Raw genomic sequence first — 16,351 nt, forward strand, 5'->3', positions numbered from 1 at the left:
AGCCATTGCCAAGCATCGCCGGCAAGCCGGCTCCTACAATGGCCGCCAACAACGCGGCTGCAGCCTCACAGCCCGTCGAGATAGCGCTCGACATCCAGCGCCGCCATGCAGCCGGCACCGGCCGAAGTGATCGCCTGGCGATAGACCGAATCGGCCACGTCACCGGCGGCGAACACGCCAGGAATGCTGGTCGCGGTGGCATTGCCCTCGCGCCCGCCATTGACTACCAGGTAACCGTCCTTCAGCGCCAGTTGGCCTTCGAAGAGGCTGGTATTGGGCGTGTGACCGATGGCAACGAACAGGCCATCCACCTTCAGCTCGCGATAGGCACCGCCGTATTGCTTGAGGCGTACGCCGGTGACACCGCTGGCATCGCCCAGCACCTCGTCGACCTCCGCATTGAGTTGCAGCTCGATCTTGCCCTCGGCAATGCGCGCGTGCAGCTTGTCCTGCAGGATTTTCTCGGCACGGAAGGTCTCGCGGCGATGGACCAGCGTGACCTTGCTGGCGATATTGGCCAGGTACAGCGCCTCTTCCACGGCCGTATTACCGCCACCGACCACCGCGACCTCGCGACCGCGATAGAAGAAGCCGTCACAGGTCGCGCACGCCGAAACGCCACGGCCCATGAACGCCTCCTCACTGGGCAGCCCCAGGTAACGCGCGCTCGCACCGGTAGCGATGATCAGCGCGTCGCAGCTATAGGTGCCGCTGTCGCCGACCAGGGTGAATGGCTTGCCGGCCAGATCCACGGCGTTGATATGGTCGAAGACGATCTCGGTCTCGAAGCGCTCGGCATGCTCCTGCATGCGCTGCATCAGCGCCGGGCCAGTGAGGCCATGCGGGTCACCCGGCCAGTTGTCCACCTCGGTGGTGGTGGTCAGTTGACCACCGGCCTGGATACCAGTGATCAGCAGCGGTTTCAGGTTGGCGCGTGCGGCATAGACGGCAGCGCTGTAACCGGCAGGACCGGAACCCAGGATGATGACGCGGGCATGACGAACGGCAGACATCGCTAACTCCTTGCAGGCCCACAGGGCCGGCAGGCCAGAATAAAAAGGGACTCTCGAAGCACTAGGGGAAGGCTTGGAATGTTGAGAGCCCCGCAAAAAGCGCACCTCTAAAAACTACCTGCGTTGTCATCGCTGCGTTAAAAACAGGCTCGTGCGCGAGTCCGATCAAAATGCTCATTTACAGCTCGTAAAGTCGAGCGCGACTCCGATCGTTTTTCGCCTGTGTTTGCCTTGCGCTGACTGCCTCGCCTACGTTTTTAGAGGCGCCCTAAAATGAAACTGGGCGCAAGGCTATCGAGGCGACTGGCGAAGCGGAAATATCCATTGCCAATTCCGCGAATAGAGTCCGCCTATGGCCCTCGGGGTGAATTGCCCCATGACTGAACTTTCACCGCGCAGGCAAAGTCGGTATGGTCGCGCGCATCAACCACTCAGGAGACCGCCATGCCCGCCGCTCCCGTCCTGTCCGGCCCGCAATACCTGCGAGAAGGCCTGAGGCTGGTACTCAGTCCCGGCCTGCGTCTGTTCGTATTGCTGCCGCTGGCGATCAATCTGATCCTGTTCGTCACCATGATCAGCTTTGCTGTGCAGCAGTTCAGCGGCTGGGTCGATACCTTCATGCCTTCCCTGCCGAACTGGCTGAGCTTCCTGCAGTACATCCTCTGGCCACTGTTCGTGGTGCTGGTACTGCTGATGGTGTTCTTCACCTTCACCCTGCTGGCCAACATTATCGCCGCGCCCTTCAACGGTTTTCTTGCGGAGAAGGTCGAGGTGGTGGCGCGCGGCGAGGATCACTTCCCACCGTTTAGCTGGGCCGAGCTGGCGGCCATGGTGCCGCGCACCATGGGCCGCGAGATGCGCAAGCTGGCCTACTTTCTGCCACGCGCCATCGGCCTGCTGATCCTCAGCTTCATCCCGGTGGTCAACCTGGTCGCCGCGCCGCTCTGGTTGCTGTTCGGCGTGTGGATGATGGCCGTGCAGTACATCGACTACCCGGCGGACAACAACAAGATGAGCTGGCAGGACATGCTCGCCTGGTTGCGCGAGAAGCGCTGGCAGAGCCTGAGCTTCGGCGGTATCACCTACGCCGCACTGCTGGTGCCGGGGCTGAACATCCTGATGATGCCGGCTGCCGTGGCCGGTGCCACGCTGTTCTGGGTACGCGAGCGCGGCGAGCAGGCGCTAGGTTCACGCAAGGACATCGTGTAACGCCTGCATCGACGCCTGCGACTCGCGCTCGACGCGCCTGTGCATGAACAAGCGGTTGGCCAGGCGCATCAGCCAGTTGTCGAAGCCGTACTCGAGGGTGCGCACGAGCTCGCAGCCGCCCTCCACCGCCACGCACTCGTAGGTCAGCAGCAAATGCAGGCCATGCTCGCCCTGAGCACTGGCCTACCAACGCTGGGCCGGCTGATAGTCGAGCACGTCCCAGCGCAGATGCCCGCCGTGAAGATCAGCCTGATCTGGCATCGCCAGCAGCATCACGACCCGGCACATGCCTGGCTACGCGAACAACTGCGCGGCCTGCTCGCCTGACACATAACCGCAATCGAAACGTCATGTTCACTACATGACCTGGGCAGAGACTGCTTACATGAACGCACCTTCTCTGCACATCGCGCTGATCAGCGAAACCTTCCCGCCGGAAATCAACGGCGTGGCCAACACCCTCGGTCGCCTGGTCGACGGCCTGCGTAGCCGTGGCCACCGCGTGCAACTGATACGGCCGCGCCAGGACATCGATCACACGCAAGACTCCGACGATGACCTGCTGCTGACCCGCGGCTGGCCACTCCCCGGCTACCCCGGCCTGCAATGGGGTCAGTCATCCCTGCACAAGCTGCTCAGGCGCTGGCAGCGGCAACGCCCGGATGTGCTCTATATCGCCACCGAAGGCCCGCTTGGCCTGTCCGCCTTGCGCGCGGCCAGGCGCCTGGCGATCCCAGTGGTCAGCGGTTTTCACACCAACTTCCAGCAGTACACCGGGCACTACGGCATCGGCCTGCTGACCCGGGCGATGACCAACTACCTGCGCTGGTTTCACAACCGCACGCAGCTGACGCTGGTGCCGAGCATCGGCCAGAAGGTCGACCTCGAACGCCGTGACTTCGAACGCCTGGCCCTGCTCGCGCGGGGTGTCGACAGCCAGCTGTTCCACCCACGCAGACGCTGCGACGCCCTGCGCGAAAGCTGGGGCCTGGGGCCGGATGACCTGGCCGTGCTGCATGTCGGGCGCCTGGCGGCAGAGAAGAACCTTGGCCTGCTGGTAAAAGCCTTCCACGCCCTGCAGACAGCTCATCCGCGGCGCCGTATGCGGTTGATTCTTGTGGGAGACGGACCACTGCGCGCCAGCCTGCAGGCGCAGCTGCCGGAGGCGCTTTTCTGCGGCCTGCAGCGCGGTGAAACGCTGGCCACGCACTACGCTTCGGGCGATCTGTTCCTGTTCCCCAGCCTCTCGGAAACCTTCGGCAACGTGGTGCTGGAAGCCCTGGCATCGAGTCTTGGCGTGGTGGCATTCGACCAGGCGGCGGCCGCCCAGCATATTTATCACGGCCACAATGGCATGCTCGCTCGCCCTGGCGACGAAGCCGGTTTCTGCGAAGCCGCCTGCGAGCTGTTGGAAGATGCAGAGGTGCTGCGGCGCATCCGCCTCAATGCCCGCCGACATGCCAGCCACCTCAGCTGGGACGGCATCGTCGCGCTGTTCGAACAGCACCTGCGCAGCGCCATGCAGCCAGCGCACCTCTGCGTCAGCACGGAGCTTGCCCGTAGGGCGGGTGAAACCCGCCACTGAGACAATCTGGCGGGTTGCACCCGCCCTACGTGATCACATCCACTCAAAACATGCAGATGTAAAAAAGCCCCGATGTGCCGGGGCTGAAAACGGGGCGCCGGATCGCGGCGCCCGATAGAAACGGACTCAGACCAGCGTGGTCAGCGCATCACGGCTGAACGGCAGGATGTCCTGTTCGCGGCCTTCGCGCACCTTCAGTGCCCAATCCGGGTCGACCAGCAGCGCGCGGCCCACGGCGACCAGGTCGAACTCCTCCTTGTTCAGGCGCTCGAGTAGATTCTCGAGACTGGCCGGCTCGGCCACCTTGTCGGTCTTGACCATGAACTGCAGGAACTCGCCATCCAGGCCGACACTGCCGACAGTGATGGTCGGCTTGCCAGTGAGCTTGCGCGTCCAGCCGGCCAGGTTGAGGTCGCTGCCTTCGAACTCCGGCTCCCAGAAGCGGCGCGTCGAGCAATGGAAGATGTCCACGCCGGCATCGGACAGCGGCTTGAGGAAGGCCTCCAGCTGCTCCGGAGTCTGCACCAGGCGCGCGCTGTAGTCCTGCTGCTTCCACTGCGAGTAACGCAGGATGATCGGGAAGTCCGGGCCGACCGCCGCACGCACGGCCTGGATCAGCTCGATGGCGAAACGCGAACGCGCCGCCAGGTCACCACCATAGCCGTCGGTACGCTGGTTGCTGCCTTCCCAGAAGAACTGGTCGATCAGGTAGCCGTGGGCACCGTGGATCTCCACGCCGTCCATGCCGATGGCCTTGGCGTCGCGTGCAGCCTGGGCGAAGGCAGCGATCACCTCATCGATATCGGCCTGGGTCATGCCATGCACTACCACCTGGCCGTCCTTGACCTTCTCCATCGGGCCGAAGCCCGGCACGCTGGCATCCGGCTCGGTGCCCAGCTTGCGCACATTACCCACATGCCAGAGCTGCGGGACGATCTTGCCGCCCTCGGCATGCACGGCGTCGACCACCTGCTTCCAGCCGGCCAGGGCGTCTTCACCATAGAAACGCGGTACGTTCGGGTAGCCGTTGGAGGCCTTGTGGCCGACCGTGGTGCCCTCGGTGACGATCAGGCCCACGCCCGCGGCCGCGCGGCGACGATAGTACTCGACGACCTTGGCGTTGGGCACACCACCGGGCGAGAAGGAGCGGGTCATCGGCGCCATGACCACACGGGTCGGCAGCTCCAGGTTACCGAGGCGGAACGGGGCGAACAGGGCTTGAACGGGAGCGCTCATCATCTTTCCTCTGGGGTTGAACGGTAATCAGGCCTGCAGCAAACGCTCCAGGCGGGTGACGAAAGCTTCCAGCGGCTGCAGGTTGCGGCCCACCTTGAGGCGAGCCAACACGCCCTGCCAGGCGTCGCTGATAAAGGTGGCGAGATTGCCGCAGTCCTCGTCGGCGGGCAGTTCACCGGCAGTCTGCGCCTGCTCCAGGCAGTCGCGCAGGATGTCCACAGACGCCTGCTGGATGGCCGCGACCTCGGCGCCGATCGCCGGCAGCATCTCGCTCATCTCGAAACTCAGGCTACCGATGAAGCAGTGGTACTGCGGCGTCTCCTGTCGGGCGAAATGCGCCAGCAGGTCGCGGTAGTAAGCGAGGATGCGCGTACGCGGGCTCAGCGCCGGATCGTTCAGCGCCTGGGCATAACGCGCCAGACGCGGGCGATAGATGAAAGCCAGCGCCTGCAGGGCGAATTCTTCCTTGCTGGCGAAGTAGTGATAGAAGCTGCCCTTGGGAATCCCGGCCGCCTGGACGATCTCCAGCACACCGGTGCCGTGGTAGCCGCGCCGGGTCATCACCGCCGAGCCTTTGCTGAGGATCAGGTCGCGCTTGTCGAGTCGAATGCCGTTCATGGCGCCGAGCATATGACCGGTCGTCTCGCTCGCGACAGCACTATTGATATTGGTGATTAAGGGTTAAAAAACCCAAGACGAATGCCCACGACAGAACAGGTAGGAGCGAGCTCTGCTCGCGAAGCCTTTGGGTTACAGGGTTCGCGAGCAGAGCTCGCTCCTACAGATCAGGGCTGCAGCCAGATCAGCGAGGCGAAACGCCCGGTGCGAGCACTGCGGCGATAGGAGTAGAAACGCGGGTCGGTGTAGGTGCACAGCCCGCCACCACTGACGGCGGTCACCCCGATGACGGCTAGACGAATACGCGCCAGTCGGTAGATATCGGCCATGAACTTGCCGGCATTGGCGCTGGGCACGAATGCGCTGGCAGCCTCGGCATGCTGTCGCACGAAGGCCTCGCGCACTTCTGCTCCCACCTCGAACGCAGCCGGGCCGATGGCCGGGCCGAGCCAGACCAGCAGCTCTTGCGGCGCGACGCCGAGCGCCTGCACGGCCGCCTCCAGCACGCCGCCGGCCAACCCGCGCCAACCGGCATGGGCCGCTGCCACACGCGTACCCGCGCGATCACAGAACAGCGCAGGCAGGCAATCGGCAGTCATCGCCGTGCAGGCGATGCCCGGCGTGGCCGTCCAGTTGCCATCGGCTTCGATGACCACGGCAGGATTGGCTTCGGCCACCACGATGCCGTGCACCTGGCGCAACCAGGCTGGTTGGCAAGCCAGGGCCTCGACCAGATGCTGACGGTTACTGGCCACCGCAATCGGGTCGTCCTCGACATGATCGCCCAGGTTGAAGGTATCGAACGGCGCCGCGCTGACGCCGCCGCTACGGGTGGTGACGCAGGCGCGCACGTTGGCCGGCGCAGGCCAATCGGGAACGAGCCAGTCGTGGGCACTCACCCGACGAAGGCCTCGCGATCCTGACGCAGCAGGGTCAGCAGCCAGACCAGATCATCCGGCAGCGCCGACTCCCACTTCATGCGCTTGCCGGTAGCCGGGTGATCCAACTCGAGGAAGCGCGCATGCAGGGCCTGACGCGGGAATTCCTTGAGACTCTGCACCAGGGTCGGGCTGGCGGCTGGCGGAATGCGGAAACGCCCGGCATAGACCGGATCGCCCACCAGCGGATAGCCAACATGGCTCATGTGCACACGAATCTGGTGCGTGCGCCCGGTTTCCAGCTTGACCCGAACATGAGTGTGCGAACGGTAGCGCTCGAGCACGCGGTAGTGACTGATCGCCGGCTTGCCGCCATCGGTCACCGCCATGCGCTGACGCTGGCTGGAACTGCGGCCAATCGGCGCATCGATGGTGCCGCCGGCGGTGATCATGCCGATGCAGATGCATTCATAGATGCGGCTGACGGTACGCTTCTGCAGTTGCTCGACCAGGTTGGTCTGCGCCTGCAGGGTCTTGGCCACCACCATCAGGCCGGTGGTGTCCTTGTCCAGACGATGGACGATACCGGCACGCGGCACATTGACGATATCCGGTACGTGGTGCAGCAACGCGTTGAGCAGGGTGCCGTCGGCATGCCCGGCAGCCGGATGCACCACCAGCCCCGCTGGCTTGTCGATCACCAGCAGGTGTTCGTCTTCGTAGACGATGTTCAGTTCGATGTCCTGTGCGACCCACTCGCCCTGCGCTTCCTGCTCGGCATCGAGCACCAGGGTCGAGCCGGCATGCACGGTGTCGCGCGGGCGTGCCACGGTGCCATCGACGGTCAGGCGACCTTCCTTGATCCAGGTAGAAAGGCGCGAACGGGAGTACTCGCCAAACAGCTGCGCAGCCACCTGGTCGAGGCGTTGACCGCCCTGTTCAAAGGGGACGATGGCCTGGAGTTGAATCAGCTGCTTGTTTATAGAAGTCATCTTCGGCAACGGCGGGAGCCTGGCCTTTGGTTTCGGCGACAGGCTTGTGGTTAAATACGGCGTCTTTGCCCCAGGGTTTTCCGGGGGCGCTCATCATAACAGGACGGCCGCGCGGCCGTCACAGGGACGCAAGCCGCCATGCAAGTGAAACACCTGCTGCTGATCGCCATCCTCGCCCTTACCGCCGCCTGCTCCTCCAAGCAGCCGGAGGTCGATGAAAACCTCAGCGAGGTGGAGCTGTACCAGCAGGCCCAGGCCGACCTGGACAACCGCAGCTACACCCAGGCCATCGCCAAACTGAAGGCGCTGGAGTCGCGCTATCCGTTCGGACGCTACGCCGAGCAGGCGCAGCTGGAGCTGATCTACGCCTACTACAAGAATGCCGAGCCGGAGGCCGCCAAGTCATCCGCCGAGCGCTTCATTCGCCTGCACCCGCAGCACGCCAACGTCGACTACGCCTACTACCTCAAGGGCCTGGCCTCCTTCGACCAGGACCGTGGCCTGCTGGCGCGCTTCCTGCCGCTGGACATGACCAAGCGCGACCCCGGCGCCGCGCGCGACTCCTACAACGAGTTCGCCCAGCTCACCAGCCGCTACCCGACCAGCCGCTACGCCCCGGACGCCAAGCAGCGCATGATCTACCTGCGCAACCTGCTGGCCGCCTACGAAGTGCACGTTGGCCACTATTACCTGACCCGCCAGGCCTACGTCGCCGCCGCCAACCGTGGTCGCTACGTGGTGGAGAACTTCCAGGAAACCCCGTCGGTCGGCGATGGCCTGGCGATCATGACCGAGGCTTATCAGCGTCTGTCCCTGGACGACCTGGCTGCCACCAGCCTGGAAACCCTCAAGCTCAACTACCCTGACCACCCGAGCCTGGAAAGCGGCCAGTTCGTACCGCTCGAAGAGGAAGCCGACAACCGCTCCTGGCTGGCCAAGGCCACCCTGGGCCTGATCGAAACCGAAACGCCGCTGCCACCGGGCGAAACCCGCGCCAGCCAGGACGTCATCCGCCAGTATGAAGACGCCGCACAGCAGATCCCGCGTGAGCTGCAGCAGGACGCCAAAACCGGCGAAACGGCGAAGAAGCGCTCGATCTGGAGCTACCTGACCTTCGGCCTGTTCGACTGAGCGCAGCGTGACTGAACGAGGGAGGCTACGGCCTAATATCTGTCAGTTAAGCGTCGACGCTGCCAATGGGAGGAGCGGCGCCCCGCCGCGAACCAGGGCGATACGCGATTGAAAAGCTTCGCCCCGGGGCGGGGCTCCTACGAAAGACCGCTTTGGCAAGCTTATCTGATCGGCATTGGGCTACGGCCTCCCTTTTTCATGGCTCTTCGCGTTATCGCGGGGAAGATACGCTTGACACCGGACTGGCAACTACGTGTTAGCTGTCGATGACTTGGCATTATCCATTAGCACGCCGCCTGACCTGATGGGTTTCGCCCCTTACGGGCGAGTCACTTTCTCTTGCTTGTCCAAGAGAAAGTGACCAAAGAGAAGGGCACCCCACCATCCGAGCTAGGCGCCCCCGCCCTGCTGCGCCGGGGTTCCCTCGCTCCATCACCGCTCCAGGGGCATGCTGCGAAGGGCCATCCCTGGCCCATCGCAGCTCTCGCGACATCCATGTCGCTCAACCCCTTCCACGGCGATTCCACTCGGCCTACTGAAGGGGACTTTGGCGTCGTCTGTGAGAACGTGCGTCAAGAGCAAAAGCCAAACGCTACCGACTTTGATCTTCCAGAGATGTCGCAAGCTCGCGACCTGGTCCCCTTCAGGAGGCCGAGTGGAGGTGTTGCGCAGGGGGACGAGCCGCATGGATGCGGCGAGAGGCTTAATGGGCCAGGGACGGCCCATGTAAGCCGGCCCCCGGAGCAGCGCCGGAGCGAGGGAAGTTTCGCGTAGCGAAACCCGGATGTCGGGGTGCCCTTCTTTGGCACACCTTTCTTGGGCAAGCAAGAAAGGTGTGGCGCCCGTAAGGGGCGCAACCCAAACGCTCAGTACACGCGGTAATGGATAGTGCTAAGTCAGCAGGCAGTACGCACACAAACTTGCCAGTCCGGTGTCAACCCGCACTTTCCCCAAAATATGCGAAGAACCTTTTTCATGCCCGGTATTTCAGGCCTGCAACCATCAACCGCCCTGCCGCGAGGAAACAGCTCACACGCTACCTTCGCTGCACTGTGCCGATGCACTCGGCTTGGCTAAACTGCCGACTTTCAACGAACAAAAGAGCACGATATGGGTCTTTTCCGCCTGCTGTTCTGGGTCGCCATCATCTTTGCCGCGATCTGGATCTGGCGCCGCTTCATCAGCCAGCCCAAACGCACGCACGCAGCCGAGGACGCCGCCGCGCCCATGGTTCGCTGCGCGCACTGTGGCGTGCACATCCCCAAGGCCCAGGCACTGAGCCAGGATCAGCAGTGGTACTGCAGCCAGGCCCACCTCGAACAAGGCCCGCACACCGGTGACCGCTGACACCAGCGTACAGAACAGCACACAAGGGCAGCGCATCCTCAGGCTCTATCACTTCTATCGCCTGACCATCGGCCTGGCGCTGATCCTGCTGATCTCCAGCAACCTCGACGAGCAGTTGCTGGATGTCGTGCATATCGAGCTGTTTCGCACCGGCAGCTGGGTTTACCTGATCCTCAACATCTTCATCGCCGTACTGGTGCAGAAACCCAAGCACCTGATGCAGCTGTTCAGCCTGGCGCTGGTCGACGTGATCTTTCTCTCGGCCCTGTTCTATGCAGCGGGCGGCACGCCCAGCGGCATCGGCAACCTGCTGGTGGTCGCCGTAGCGATCGCCAACATTCTGCTGCGCGGCCGCGTTGGCCTGTTGATCGCCGCCATCGCCGCGATAGCGCTGATCTACCTGACCTTCTACCTCAGCCTCAGCCGCCCGGCTGCCGCCGCCCAGTACGTGCAGGCTGGCGCCCTCGGCGCGCTGTGTTTCGCTGGCGCGTTATTCATCCAGGGCATCACCCGACGCCTGCAGATCAGTGAAACCCTGGCCGAAAAACGTGCAGCCGACGTAGCCAACCTCGAAGAGCTCAATGCGCAGATCCTGCAACGCATGCGCACCGGCATCCTGGTGCTCGACACCCAACACCGCGTGCTGCTGGCCAATCAGGGGGCAACGCAGCTACTGGGCCGTGGCGAACTGACCGGCAAGATCATCGACCCACACTGCCCCGAGCTGGTCAAACGCCTGCAGCAGTGGCTGCACAACCCGACCCTGCGGCCGGAAAGCCTGCAGGCGCAGGTCGATGGCCCGGTGTTGCAACCGAGCTTCATTTCCCTCCAACGCGACGACCAGCAACATATTCTGGTGTTTCTCGATGACATCTCGCAGATCGCCCAGCAGGCCCAGCAACTCAAGCTGGCCTCGCTGGGCCGCCTGACCGCCGGCATCGCCCACGAAATTCGCAACCCGCTCGGCGCCATCAGCCATGCCGCGCAGTTGTTGCAGGAATCGGAAGACCTGCAAGGCCCGGATCAGCGCCTGGCGCAGATCATTCAGGATCACTCCAAACGCATGAACCTGGTGATCGAGAACGTCCTGCAGCTCTCGCGCCGGCGCCAGGCCGAACCGCAACTGCTCGACCTGAAATACTGGCTACACCGCTTCGCCAGCGAATTTCGCAGCTCGGCACCGGCCGACCGGCAGCTCCATCTGGAAACCCAGGGCGGTAGCCTGCAGACGCGCATGGATCCACACCAGTTGAACCAGGTACTGACCAATCTGGTACAAAACGGCCTGCGCTACAGCGCCCAGAAGCACCGGCTCGGCCAGGTCTGGCTGCGCCTGTTCCGCGATGCGGAAAGCGACCTGCCGGTACTGCAGATTCTCGACGACGGCCCCGGCGTGCCGCCCGAGCAGGAACCGCACATCTTCGAGCCCTTCTACACCACGGAAAACAAGGGCACCGGCCTTGGCTTGTACATCTCGCGCGAGCTGTGCGAGAGCAACCAGGCCCGCCTCGACTATAAACCTCGCGAAGGGGGCGGCAGTTGCTTCCGCATCACCTTCGCCCATCCGCGCAAACTGAGCTGAGCATGAACCGTCAGAGAGCCCTGATCGTCGACGACGAACCCGATATCCGTGAGCTGCTGGAAATCACCCTCGGACGCATGAAGCTGGACACCCGCAGTGCGCGCAACGTCAAAGAAGCGCGTGAATGGCTGGCGCGCGAGCCATTCGATCTGTGCCTGACCGATATGCGCCTGCCCGATGGCACCGGCCTGGATCTGGTGCAGCACATTCAACAACGTCATCCACAGGTACCCGTGGCGATGATCACCGCCTACGGCAGCCTGGACACCGCGATCAACTCGCTCAAGGCCGGCGCCTTCGACTTTCTCACCAAGCCGGTGGACCTCGGCCGCCTGCGCGAACTGGTCGCCACGGCCCTGCGCATTCGCGCGCCCGAGGGCGAGGAAACCCCGGTCGACAGCCGCCTGCTCGGCGACTCGCCACCGATGAAAGCGCTGCGCAAGCAGATCCTGAAACTTTCACGCAGCCAGGCGCCGGTCTATATCAGCGGCGAGTCGGGCAGCGGCAAGGAACTGGTAGCGCGCCTGATTCACGAGCAGGGGCCGCGCGTCGAACAGCCGTTCGTACCGGTCAACTGCGGCGCTATTCCCTCGGAGCTGATGGAGAGCGAGTTCTTCGGCCACAAGAAAGGCAGCTTCACCGGCGCCATCGAAGACAAGCAGGGCCTGTTCCAGGCGGCCAATGGCGGCACCCTGTTCCTCGATGAGGTCGCCGATCTGCCACTGCCGATGCAGGTCAAACTGCTGCGCGCCATTCAGGAAAAGGCCGTGCGCGCCGTCGGTGGCCAACAGGAAGTGGTGGTCGATGTGCGCATCCTCTGCGCCACCCACAAGGATTTGGCAGGCGAAGTCGCGGCTGGCCGTTTCCGCCAGGACCTCTACTACCGCCTCAACGTCATCGAACTGCGCGTGCCACCGCTGCGTGAGCGCCGCGAAGATATCGCCCAACTGGCCGAGGTGATGCTCACGCGCCTGGCCGAAGGCACCGGCCTGGCTGCAGCCAAACTGCATCCCGATGCCTTGGAGAAGCTGAAGAACTACCGTTTTCCCGGTAACGTGCGCGAGCTGGAAAACATGCTCGAACGCGCCTACACCCTCTGCGAAGACGATCAGATCACGCCCAGCGACCTACGCCTGGCCGATGCCAGCGGCCCGAGTAGCGAAGGTGGCGAAGCCAGCCTGGCGCAGATCGACAACCTCGAGGACTACCTCGAGGACATCGAACGCAAACTGATCATGCAGGCACTGGAAGAAACCCGCTGGAACCGCACGGCGGCGGCGCAACGCCTGGGCCTGACCTTCCGCTCGATGCGCTACCGCCTGAAGAAGCTGGGTATCGACTGAGACAAGACCCTGCTCACGCCTGTGTAGGAGCCGGCTTGCCGGCGATCAAGACCGCCTGCGCCGCCCCCTGCAAGCGTTGACGAGCGACTATTAAAAACGCCCCGCCGGCGCATAAGGCGCCGGATCGATGATCGGCTCACGCCCCAGCATCAGATCAGCCAGCAACTGGCAGGATGCCGGCGCCAGCACCAGCCCATTGCGGAAATGCCCGCAGTTCAGCCATAACCCCGGGTGCTCAGGCAGCTCGCCGATGAACGGAATGCCCTCGGGCGAACCGGGCCGCAAACCGGCCCAATGCCCCACCACTTCGGCATCCTTGAGTGTAGGCAACAGCTCTTGGGCCGAGGCCTTGAGGCTTTCCAGCGCATTATCGGTCGGCGTCTTGTCGAAGCCTGCGTGTTCCAGGGTGCTGCCCACCAGAATATGGCCGTCGCGCCGTGGAATGGCGTAGCGCCCGCCTGCCAGCACCATGCTCGGCAGGAAGTCCTCGGCGCACTTGTAGAGGATCATCTGCCCTTTCACCGGCTCGACCGGCAGATTCAGCCCCAGCGTGGCCAGCAGCTCACCACTCCAGGCCCCGGCAGTGAGCAGCACGCGCTCAGCGCGCAGCTCACCCTGCTCGGTCACCACACCGCGGATGGCGCCCTGCTCACGAATGAAGCCGCGCACCGGGCAGTGCTCGCGCAGCTGCACATTGGGCATGGCGGCCAACGCCGCACGCAGCGACTTGACCAGACGCGGATTGCGCACATTGGCCACCCCGGACATATGCACCGCACGCCGGTAACCCGGCCCCAGCACCGGCACCTGGCGGTACACCGCCGCCATCTCGACCTGATCCAGCGGCCGCCCCTGGCGCTGCGCCCAGGCCAGCGCCTCGGCCTCGTCATCCAGGTCCAGCCAGTACAGCCCAGTGACATGCACCTCGGGATCGACCCCGGTCAGCGCCAGCAGCTCCTCGCCAAAGCCCGGATAGAAATCCTGCGACCAATGCGCCAGCGCCGTCACCGCCGCGCCGTAGCGCCAGGGATAGAGCGGCGAAACGATACCGCCACCGGCCCAGGAAGACTCCCGCCCCAGCTGGCCTTGCTCCAGCAGACAGACCTGCGCTCCAGCTTCGGCCAGCACATAGGCCGAGAGCAAACCGATAGCGCCACCGCCGACGATCAATACTGTTTCTTTCACGCGCACTCTCATCAAGCAAGAAATAACTCGTTGCTTTATATAGAAATTAAATCTGCACAAAGACCTGTAGGAGCGGCCCATGCCCGCGAAACGCATCGCGGCCATGGGCCGCTCCTACAGGTACCCACAAGCCGATAGGCGCAATTGCACCCCAGTTTGCTGCACGACAGCGCTCCGTCGAAGACGGCGGGCAATCTCCTATAGCGGCCTTTAACAAGCCATACACCATCGCCCTTAATGCTGGAGTTCGGAAGGTGACTTGGCTGGACGCTTACAGTGATAGTAAACAAATAAACAACCGTTTCAAAAAACCTTTTCGTCGAATGCGACAGCGGCCGCAGTAAAACTGCGAACAGCCAATAGTTTTCAGCGGAAATCGGGATAGGGGACGGCTACCGCCGTTCCCCTCCCACACCACCCGGCATGCGGGTCCGCACCGGGCGGTTCGAGATGTTGAGGTCAGGAGAGTCTTGGCATGCCCAGACGATCGAAATAGCTGATCGTCAATACTTGGTGTCCGGCAGTCAGGCTGTTATGCCACCAGCGGCGACTCAGCGCCGCAACCGATTGCGCCACGCTCTGCGTACCCCCTAAACGAAGCAGTTCCCGGTAGATCGTCTTGCCGCGTCGCCACTGTTTGAGTTGAAGGGCTCGTAGCCTTCGACGCATCCACTCATCCAGCCTTCGCCAGACTCGCGGGGTTTGCGCCAAGCTGAAGTAGCCTTTCCATCCCGGCAGATAGCTGCAAAGCTTTTCGATCACCTCGGCAAGGCTGCGCCCGCCATTACGGCGAGTACGCTGCCTGATCTGCTGCTTGAACACCCCCAGTGCCTTCTTCGAAACGGCACGCCGCACCTCACCATCGTGGGTTTGCCATAAGCAGTATCCGAGGAAGTTACGTTCAAACACGCTCGCCACTGCACTTTTCGATTCATTGATCTTCAGGCGCAGCTTGTCGTAGCAGCGTTTGAGGAGGGCCATCACCCGCTCGCCAGCCTTCTGGCTGCGCACATAGACGTTACAGTCGTCGGCGTAACGGGCAAAACGATGTCCTTTGCGTTCAAGCTCTTTATCCACCTCGTCGAGCAGCACGTTAGCCAGTAGTGGCGACAGTGGCCCACCTTGCGGCGTGCCTTCCAATCGCTCGATCACTACACCACCATCCATGATTCCAGCATTTAGATAGGCCCGCACCAGCCGGATCACGCCAGCATCATTCACGCGCCTACTCAAACGCTCTATCAGGATGTCGTGGTTGACCCGGTCGAAGAACTGGGACAGATCAACGTCCACCACGACGCAGTAGCCTTCTTGGGCATACCGTTGGGCAGACAAAACCGCATCCCAGGCTCGGCGACCTGGCCGGAATCCATGGCTATGCTCGCTGAAAGTGGGATCAATCAGCGGTTGCAGCACTTGCAGCAGCGCTTGCTGGATCAGACGGTCGGTCACACTGGGGATGCCCAGCTCTCGTTCACTTCCGTCTGGTTTCGGTATGCATACGCGCCGTACTGGTAATGGCTGGTAGGTTCCCGCCAGCAGTTGCCGTCGGATACTCGACCATACCTGCCTGAGGTGGGCTTCGGTCTGCACTATGTCCAGGCGATCCACCCCAGCACCTCCCTTGTTCGCCTTCACGCGCTTCCAGGCGCGCTGCATATTCTCCTGTGCGACAACCTGTTCCAACAGGCATCGCCCTGCATCCCCCAACCCTTGGCGCGGGAGGCGTGCTTCATCGCTGGACGGTAGCATCGAGGCTTCACCTCGATCCTGGACGCCCCGCCCCGTTCTCACAGGCATCTGATGCAATGCACGGCTCATCGACAAGACGTTTGATGCTCCTTCTCGTTCGGCCCTTCGTCTGGTGTTTCGAGCCTACAGTGGCTCAGCTATTCGACTACTACGGCCTCTGCTGACTTCTCGCTCCGATCAAGCACCGTCGCCCTTTCAGGCGTAAAGCGAGATCTCCCCAGGTAAGAACGCACTCCTTCTCTGCACAACCGCCGGATTTACGCCGCTTCGCCTTGGCCACGAGAGCTTCGCGATTCCTTGCCCGCTCGCCCTGCTCGGCAGCGCCTCATATCCGATTCTTGTCCATCGGCTCGCAGATTACGCTCCACGCTTCCTCCCCACGCTCGGTCACCCTTACGCAGTTGCGCTTCGCTTCGTTCACTGTGGCCAGCTCACGGGAGGACTTGCACCTCCAAGAGTGCGCCCATGCTGGGCGCACAA

Annotated in this window: 14 protein-coding genes and 1 pseudogene; 7 read left to right on the forward strand and 8 right to left on the reverse strand. The window is 63.1% G+C overall.

The annotated features are described in order from the left end of the window. Positions 1 to 65 precede the first annotated feature (65 nt). Positions 66 to 1,013: a thioredoxin-disulfide reductase gene (gene trxB / locus DBO86_RS15405; RefSeq protein ID WP_074855572.1), complete on the reverse strand. Its 948-nt coding sequence runs from the start codon at positions 1,011 to 1,013 to the stop codon at positions 66 to 68. Between the two features lie 444 nt (positions 1,014 to 1,457). Between trxB and cysZ the strand changes: the two genes are divergently transcribed. Further along, on the forward strand, positions 1,458 to 2,222 hold the full coding sequence (gene cysZ, locus DBO86_RS15410; RefSeq protein WP_108234136.1) for a sulfate transporter CysZ: 765 nt from the start codon (positions 1,458 to 1,460) through the stop codon (positions 2,220 to 2,222). Here cysZ and DBO86_RS15415 read toward each other — a convergent pair. Continuing rightward, positions 2,202 to 2,459 (reverse strand): annotated as a pseudogene (locus DBO86_RS15415) (SRPBCC family protein); the annotation flags it as partial. The gene cysZ and the pseudogene DBO86_RS15415 overlap by 21 nt on opposite strands. Here DBO86_RS15415 and DBO86_RS15420 point away from each other — a divergent pair. Both DBO86_RS15420 and DBO86_RS15425 read left to right on the forward strand, forming a co-directional pair. Continuing rightward, a complete protein-coding gene (locus DBO86_RS15420; RefSeq protein WP_241198025.1) occupies positions 2,385 to 2,549 on the forward strand; it encodes a hypothetical protein in 165 nt (54 codons plus the stop codon). The pseudogene DBO86_RS15415 and the gene DBO86_RS15420 overlap by 75 nt on opposite strands. Before the next feature lie 34 nt (positions 2,550 to 2,583). Continuing rightward, on the forward strand, positions 2,584 to 3,807 hold the full coding sequence (locus tag DBO86_RS15425) for a glycosyltransferase family 4 protein (RefSeq protein ID WP_482764207.1): 1,224 nt from the start codon (positions 2,584 to 2,586) through the stop codon (positions 3,805 to 3,807). A 126-nt stretch (positions 3,808 to 3,933) separates the two neighbouring features. On the opposite strand, the gene DBO86_RS15430 is transcribed toward DBO86_RS15425, so the two are convergent. From DBO86_RS15430 to rluD, 4 genes are all read right to left on the reverse strand, one after another. Beyond that, entirely contained in the window at positions 3,934 to 5,043 is a 1,110-nt protein-coding gene (locus DBO86_RS15430; RefSeq protein ID WP_108234137.1) for an NADH:flavin oxidoreductase, read from the reverse strand. A 27-nt stretch (positions 5,044 to 5,070) separates the two neighbouring features. Further along, a complete protein-coding gene (locus tag DBO86_RS15435; protein WP_482764208.1) occupies positions 5,071 to 5,661 on the reverse strand; it encodes a TetR/AcrR family transcriptional regulator in 591 nt (196 codons plus the stop codon). Positions 5,662 to 5,828: 167 nt separating this feature from the next. Continuing rightward, the gene (gene pgeF, locus DBO86_RS15440; protein ID WP_108234139.1) at positions 5,829 to 6,560 is read right to left on the reverse strand and encodes a peptidoglycan editing factor PgeF; all 732 of its coding nucleotides are present in this window, start codon (positions 6,558 to 6,560) and stop codon (positions 5,829 to 5,831) included. Continuing rightward, positions 6,557 to 7,531 carry a 23S rRNA pseudouridine(1911/1915/1917) synthase RluD gene (rluD, locus tag DBO86_RS15445; protein ID WP_055983812.1) on the reverse strand — a complete coding sequence of 325 codons (975 nt, stop codon included), beginning with the start codon at positions 7,529 to 7,531 and terminating at the stop codon, positions 6,557 to 6,559. Before rluD ends, pgeF begins: the two co-directional genes overlap by 4 nt. Positions 7,532 to 7,669: 138 nt before the next feature. Here rluD and DBO86_RS15450 point away from each other — a divergent pair, with 138 nt between their 5' ends. From DBO86_RS15450 to DBO86_RS15465, 4 genes are all read left to right on the forward strand, one after another. Next, positions 7,670 to 8,662: an outer membrane protein assembly factor BamD gene (locus DBO86_RS15450; RefSeq protein WP_108234140.1), complete on the forward strand. Its 993-nt coding sequence runs from the start codon at positions 7,670 to 7,672 to the stop codon at positions 8,660 to 8,662. 1,110 nt (positions 8,663 to 9,772) lie between these two features. Continuing rightward, positions 9,773 to 10,009, forward strand: a complete 237-nt coding sequence (locus DBO86_RS15455; RefSeq protein WP_108234141.1) for a PP0621 family protein — start codon at positions 9,773 to 9,775, stop codon at positions 10,007 to 10,009. Next, positions 9,999 to 11,591: a two-component system sensor histidine kinase NtrB gene (locus DBO86_RS15460; protein WP_108234142.1), complete on the forward strand. Its 1,593-nt coding sequence runs from the start codon at positions 9,999 to 10,001 to the stop codon at positions 11,589 to 11,591. Before DBO86_RS15455 ends, DBO86_RS15460 begins: the two co-directional genes overlap by 11 nt. Positions 11,592 to 11,593: 2 nt before the next feature. Then, positions 11,594 to 12,934 (forward strand): sigma-54-dependent transcriptional regulator, encoded by a 1,341-nt coding sequence (locus DBO86_RS15465; RefSeq protein ID WP_108234143.1) that lies wholly within the window; start codon positions 11,594 to 11,596, stop codon positions 12,932 to 12,934. A 90-nt stretch (positions 12,935 to 13,024) separates the two neighbouring features. Here DBO86_RS15465 and thiO read toward each other — a convergent pair whose 3' ends face one another. Both thiO and ltrA read right to left on the reverse strand, forming a co-directional pair. Continuing rightward, positions 13,025 to 14,119, reverse strand: coding sequence for a glycine oxidase ThiO (thiO, locus tag DBO86_RS15470; RefSeq protein WP_208630475.1), 1,095 nt, complete (start codon positions 14,117 to 14,119; stop codon positions 13,025 to 13,027). A 459-nt stretch (positions 14,120 to 14,578) separates the two neighbouring features. Continuing rightward, a complete protein-coding gene (gene ltrA, locus DBO86_RS15475; RefSeq protein ID WP_108233196.1) occupies positions 14,579 to 15,946 on the reverse strand; it encodes a group II intron reverse transcriptase/maturase in 1,368 nt (455 codons plus the stop codon). Between the last annotated feature and the right edge of the window lie 405 nt (positions 15,947 to 16,351).

The organism is Ectopseudomonas oleovorans, assembly GCF_003052605.1.
Lineage (GTDB): Bacteria > Pseudomonadota > Gammaproteobacteria > Pseudomonadales > Pseudomonadaceae > Aquipseudomonas > Aquipseudomonas oleovorans_A.

What these genes read in the sequence shown, in the direction of transcription:
- trxB (WP_074855572.1), bottom strand. Translation starts at nt 1,013, where the DNA reads ATGTCTGCCGTTCGTCATGCCCGCGTCATCATCCTGGGTTCCGGTCCT.
- cysZ (WP_108234136.1), top strand. Translation starts at nt 1,458, where the DNA reads ATGCCCGCCGCTCCCGTCCTGTCCGGCCCGCAATACCTGCGAGAAGGC.
- DBO86_RS15420 (WP_241198025.1), top strand. Translation starts at nt 2,385, where the DNA reads ATGCTCGCCCTGAGCACTGGCCTACCAACGCTGGGCCGGCTGATAGTC.
- DBO86_RS15425 (WP_482764207.1), top strand. Translation starts at nt 2,584, where the DNA reads ATGACCTGGGCAGAGACTGCTTACATGAACGCACCTTCTCTGCACATC.
- DBO86_RS15430 (WP_108234137.1), bottom strand. Translation starts at nt 5,043, where the DNA reads ATGAGCGCTCCCGTTCAAGCCCTGTTCGCCCCGTTCCGCCTCGGTAAC.
- DBO86_RS15435 (WP_482764208.1), bottom strand. Translation starts at nt 5,661, where the DNA reads ATGAACGGCATTCGACTCGACAAGCGCGACCTGATCCTCAGCAAAGGC.
- rluD (WP_055983812.1), bottom strand. Translation starts at nt 7,531, where the DNA reads ATGACTTCTATAAACAAGCAGCTGATTCAACTCCAGGCCATCGTCCCC.
- DBO86_RS15450 (WP_108234140.1), top strand. Translation starts at nt 7,670, where the DNA reads ATGCAAGTGAAACACCTGCTGCTGATCGCCATCCTCGCCCTTACCGCC.
- DBO86_RS15455 (WP_108234141.1), top strand. Translation starts at nt 9,773, where the DNA reads ATGGGTCTTTTCCGCCTGCTGTTCTGGGTCGCCATCATCTTTGCCGCG.
- DBO86_RS15465 (WP_108234143.1), top strand. Translation starts at nt 11,594, where the DNA reads ATGAACCGTCAGAGAGCCCTGATCGTCGACGACGAACCCGATATCCGT.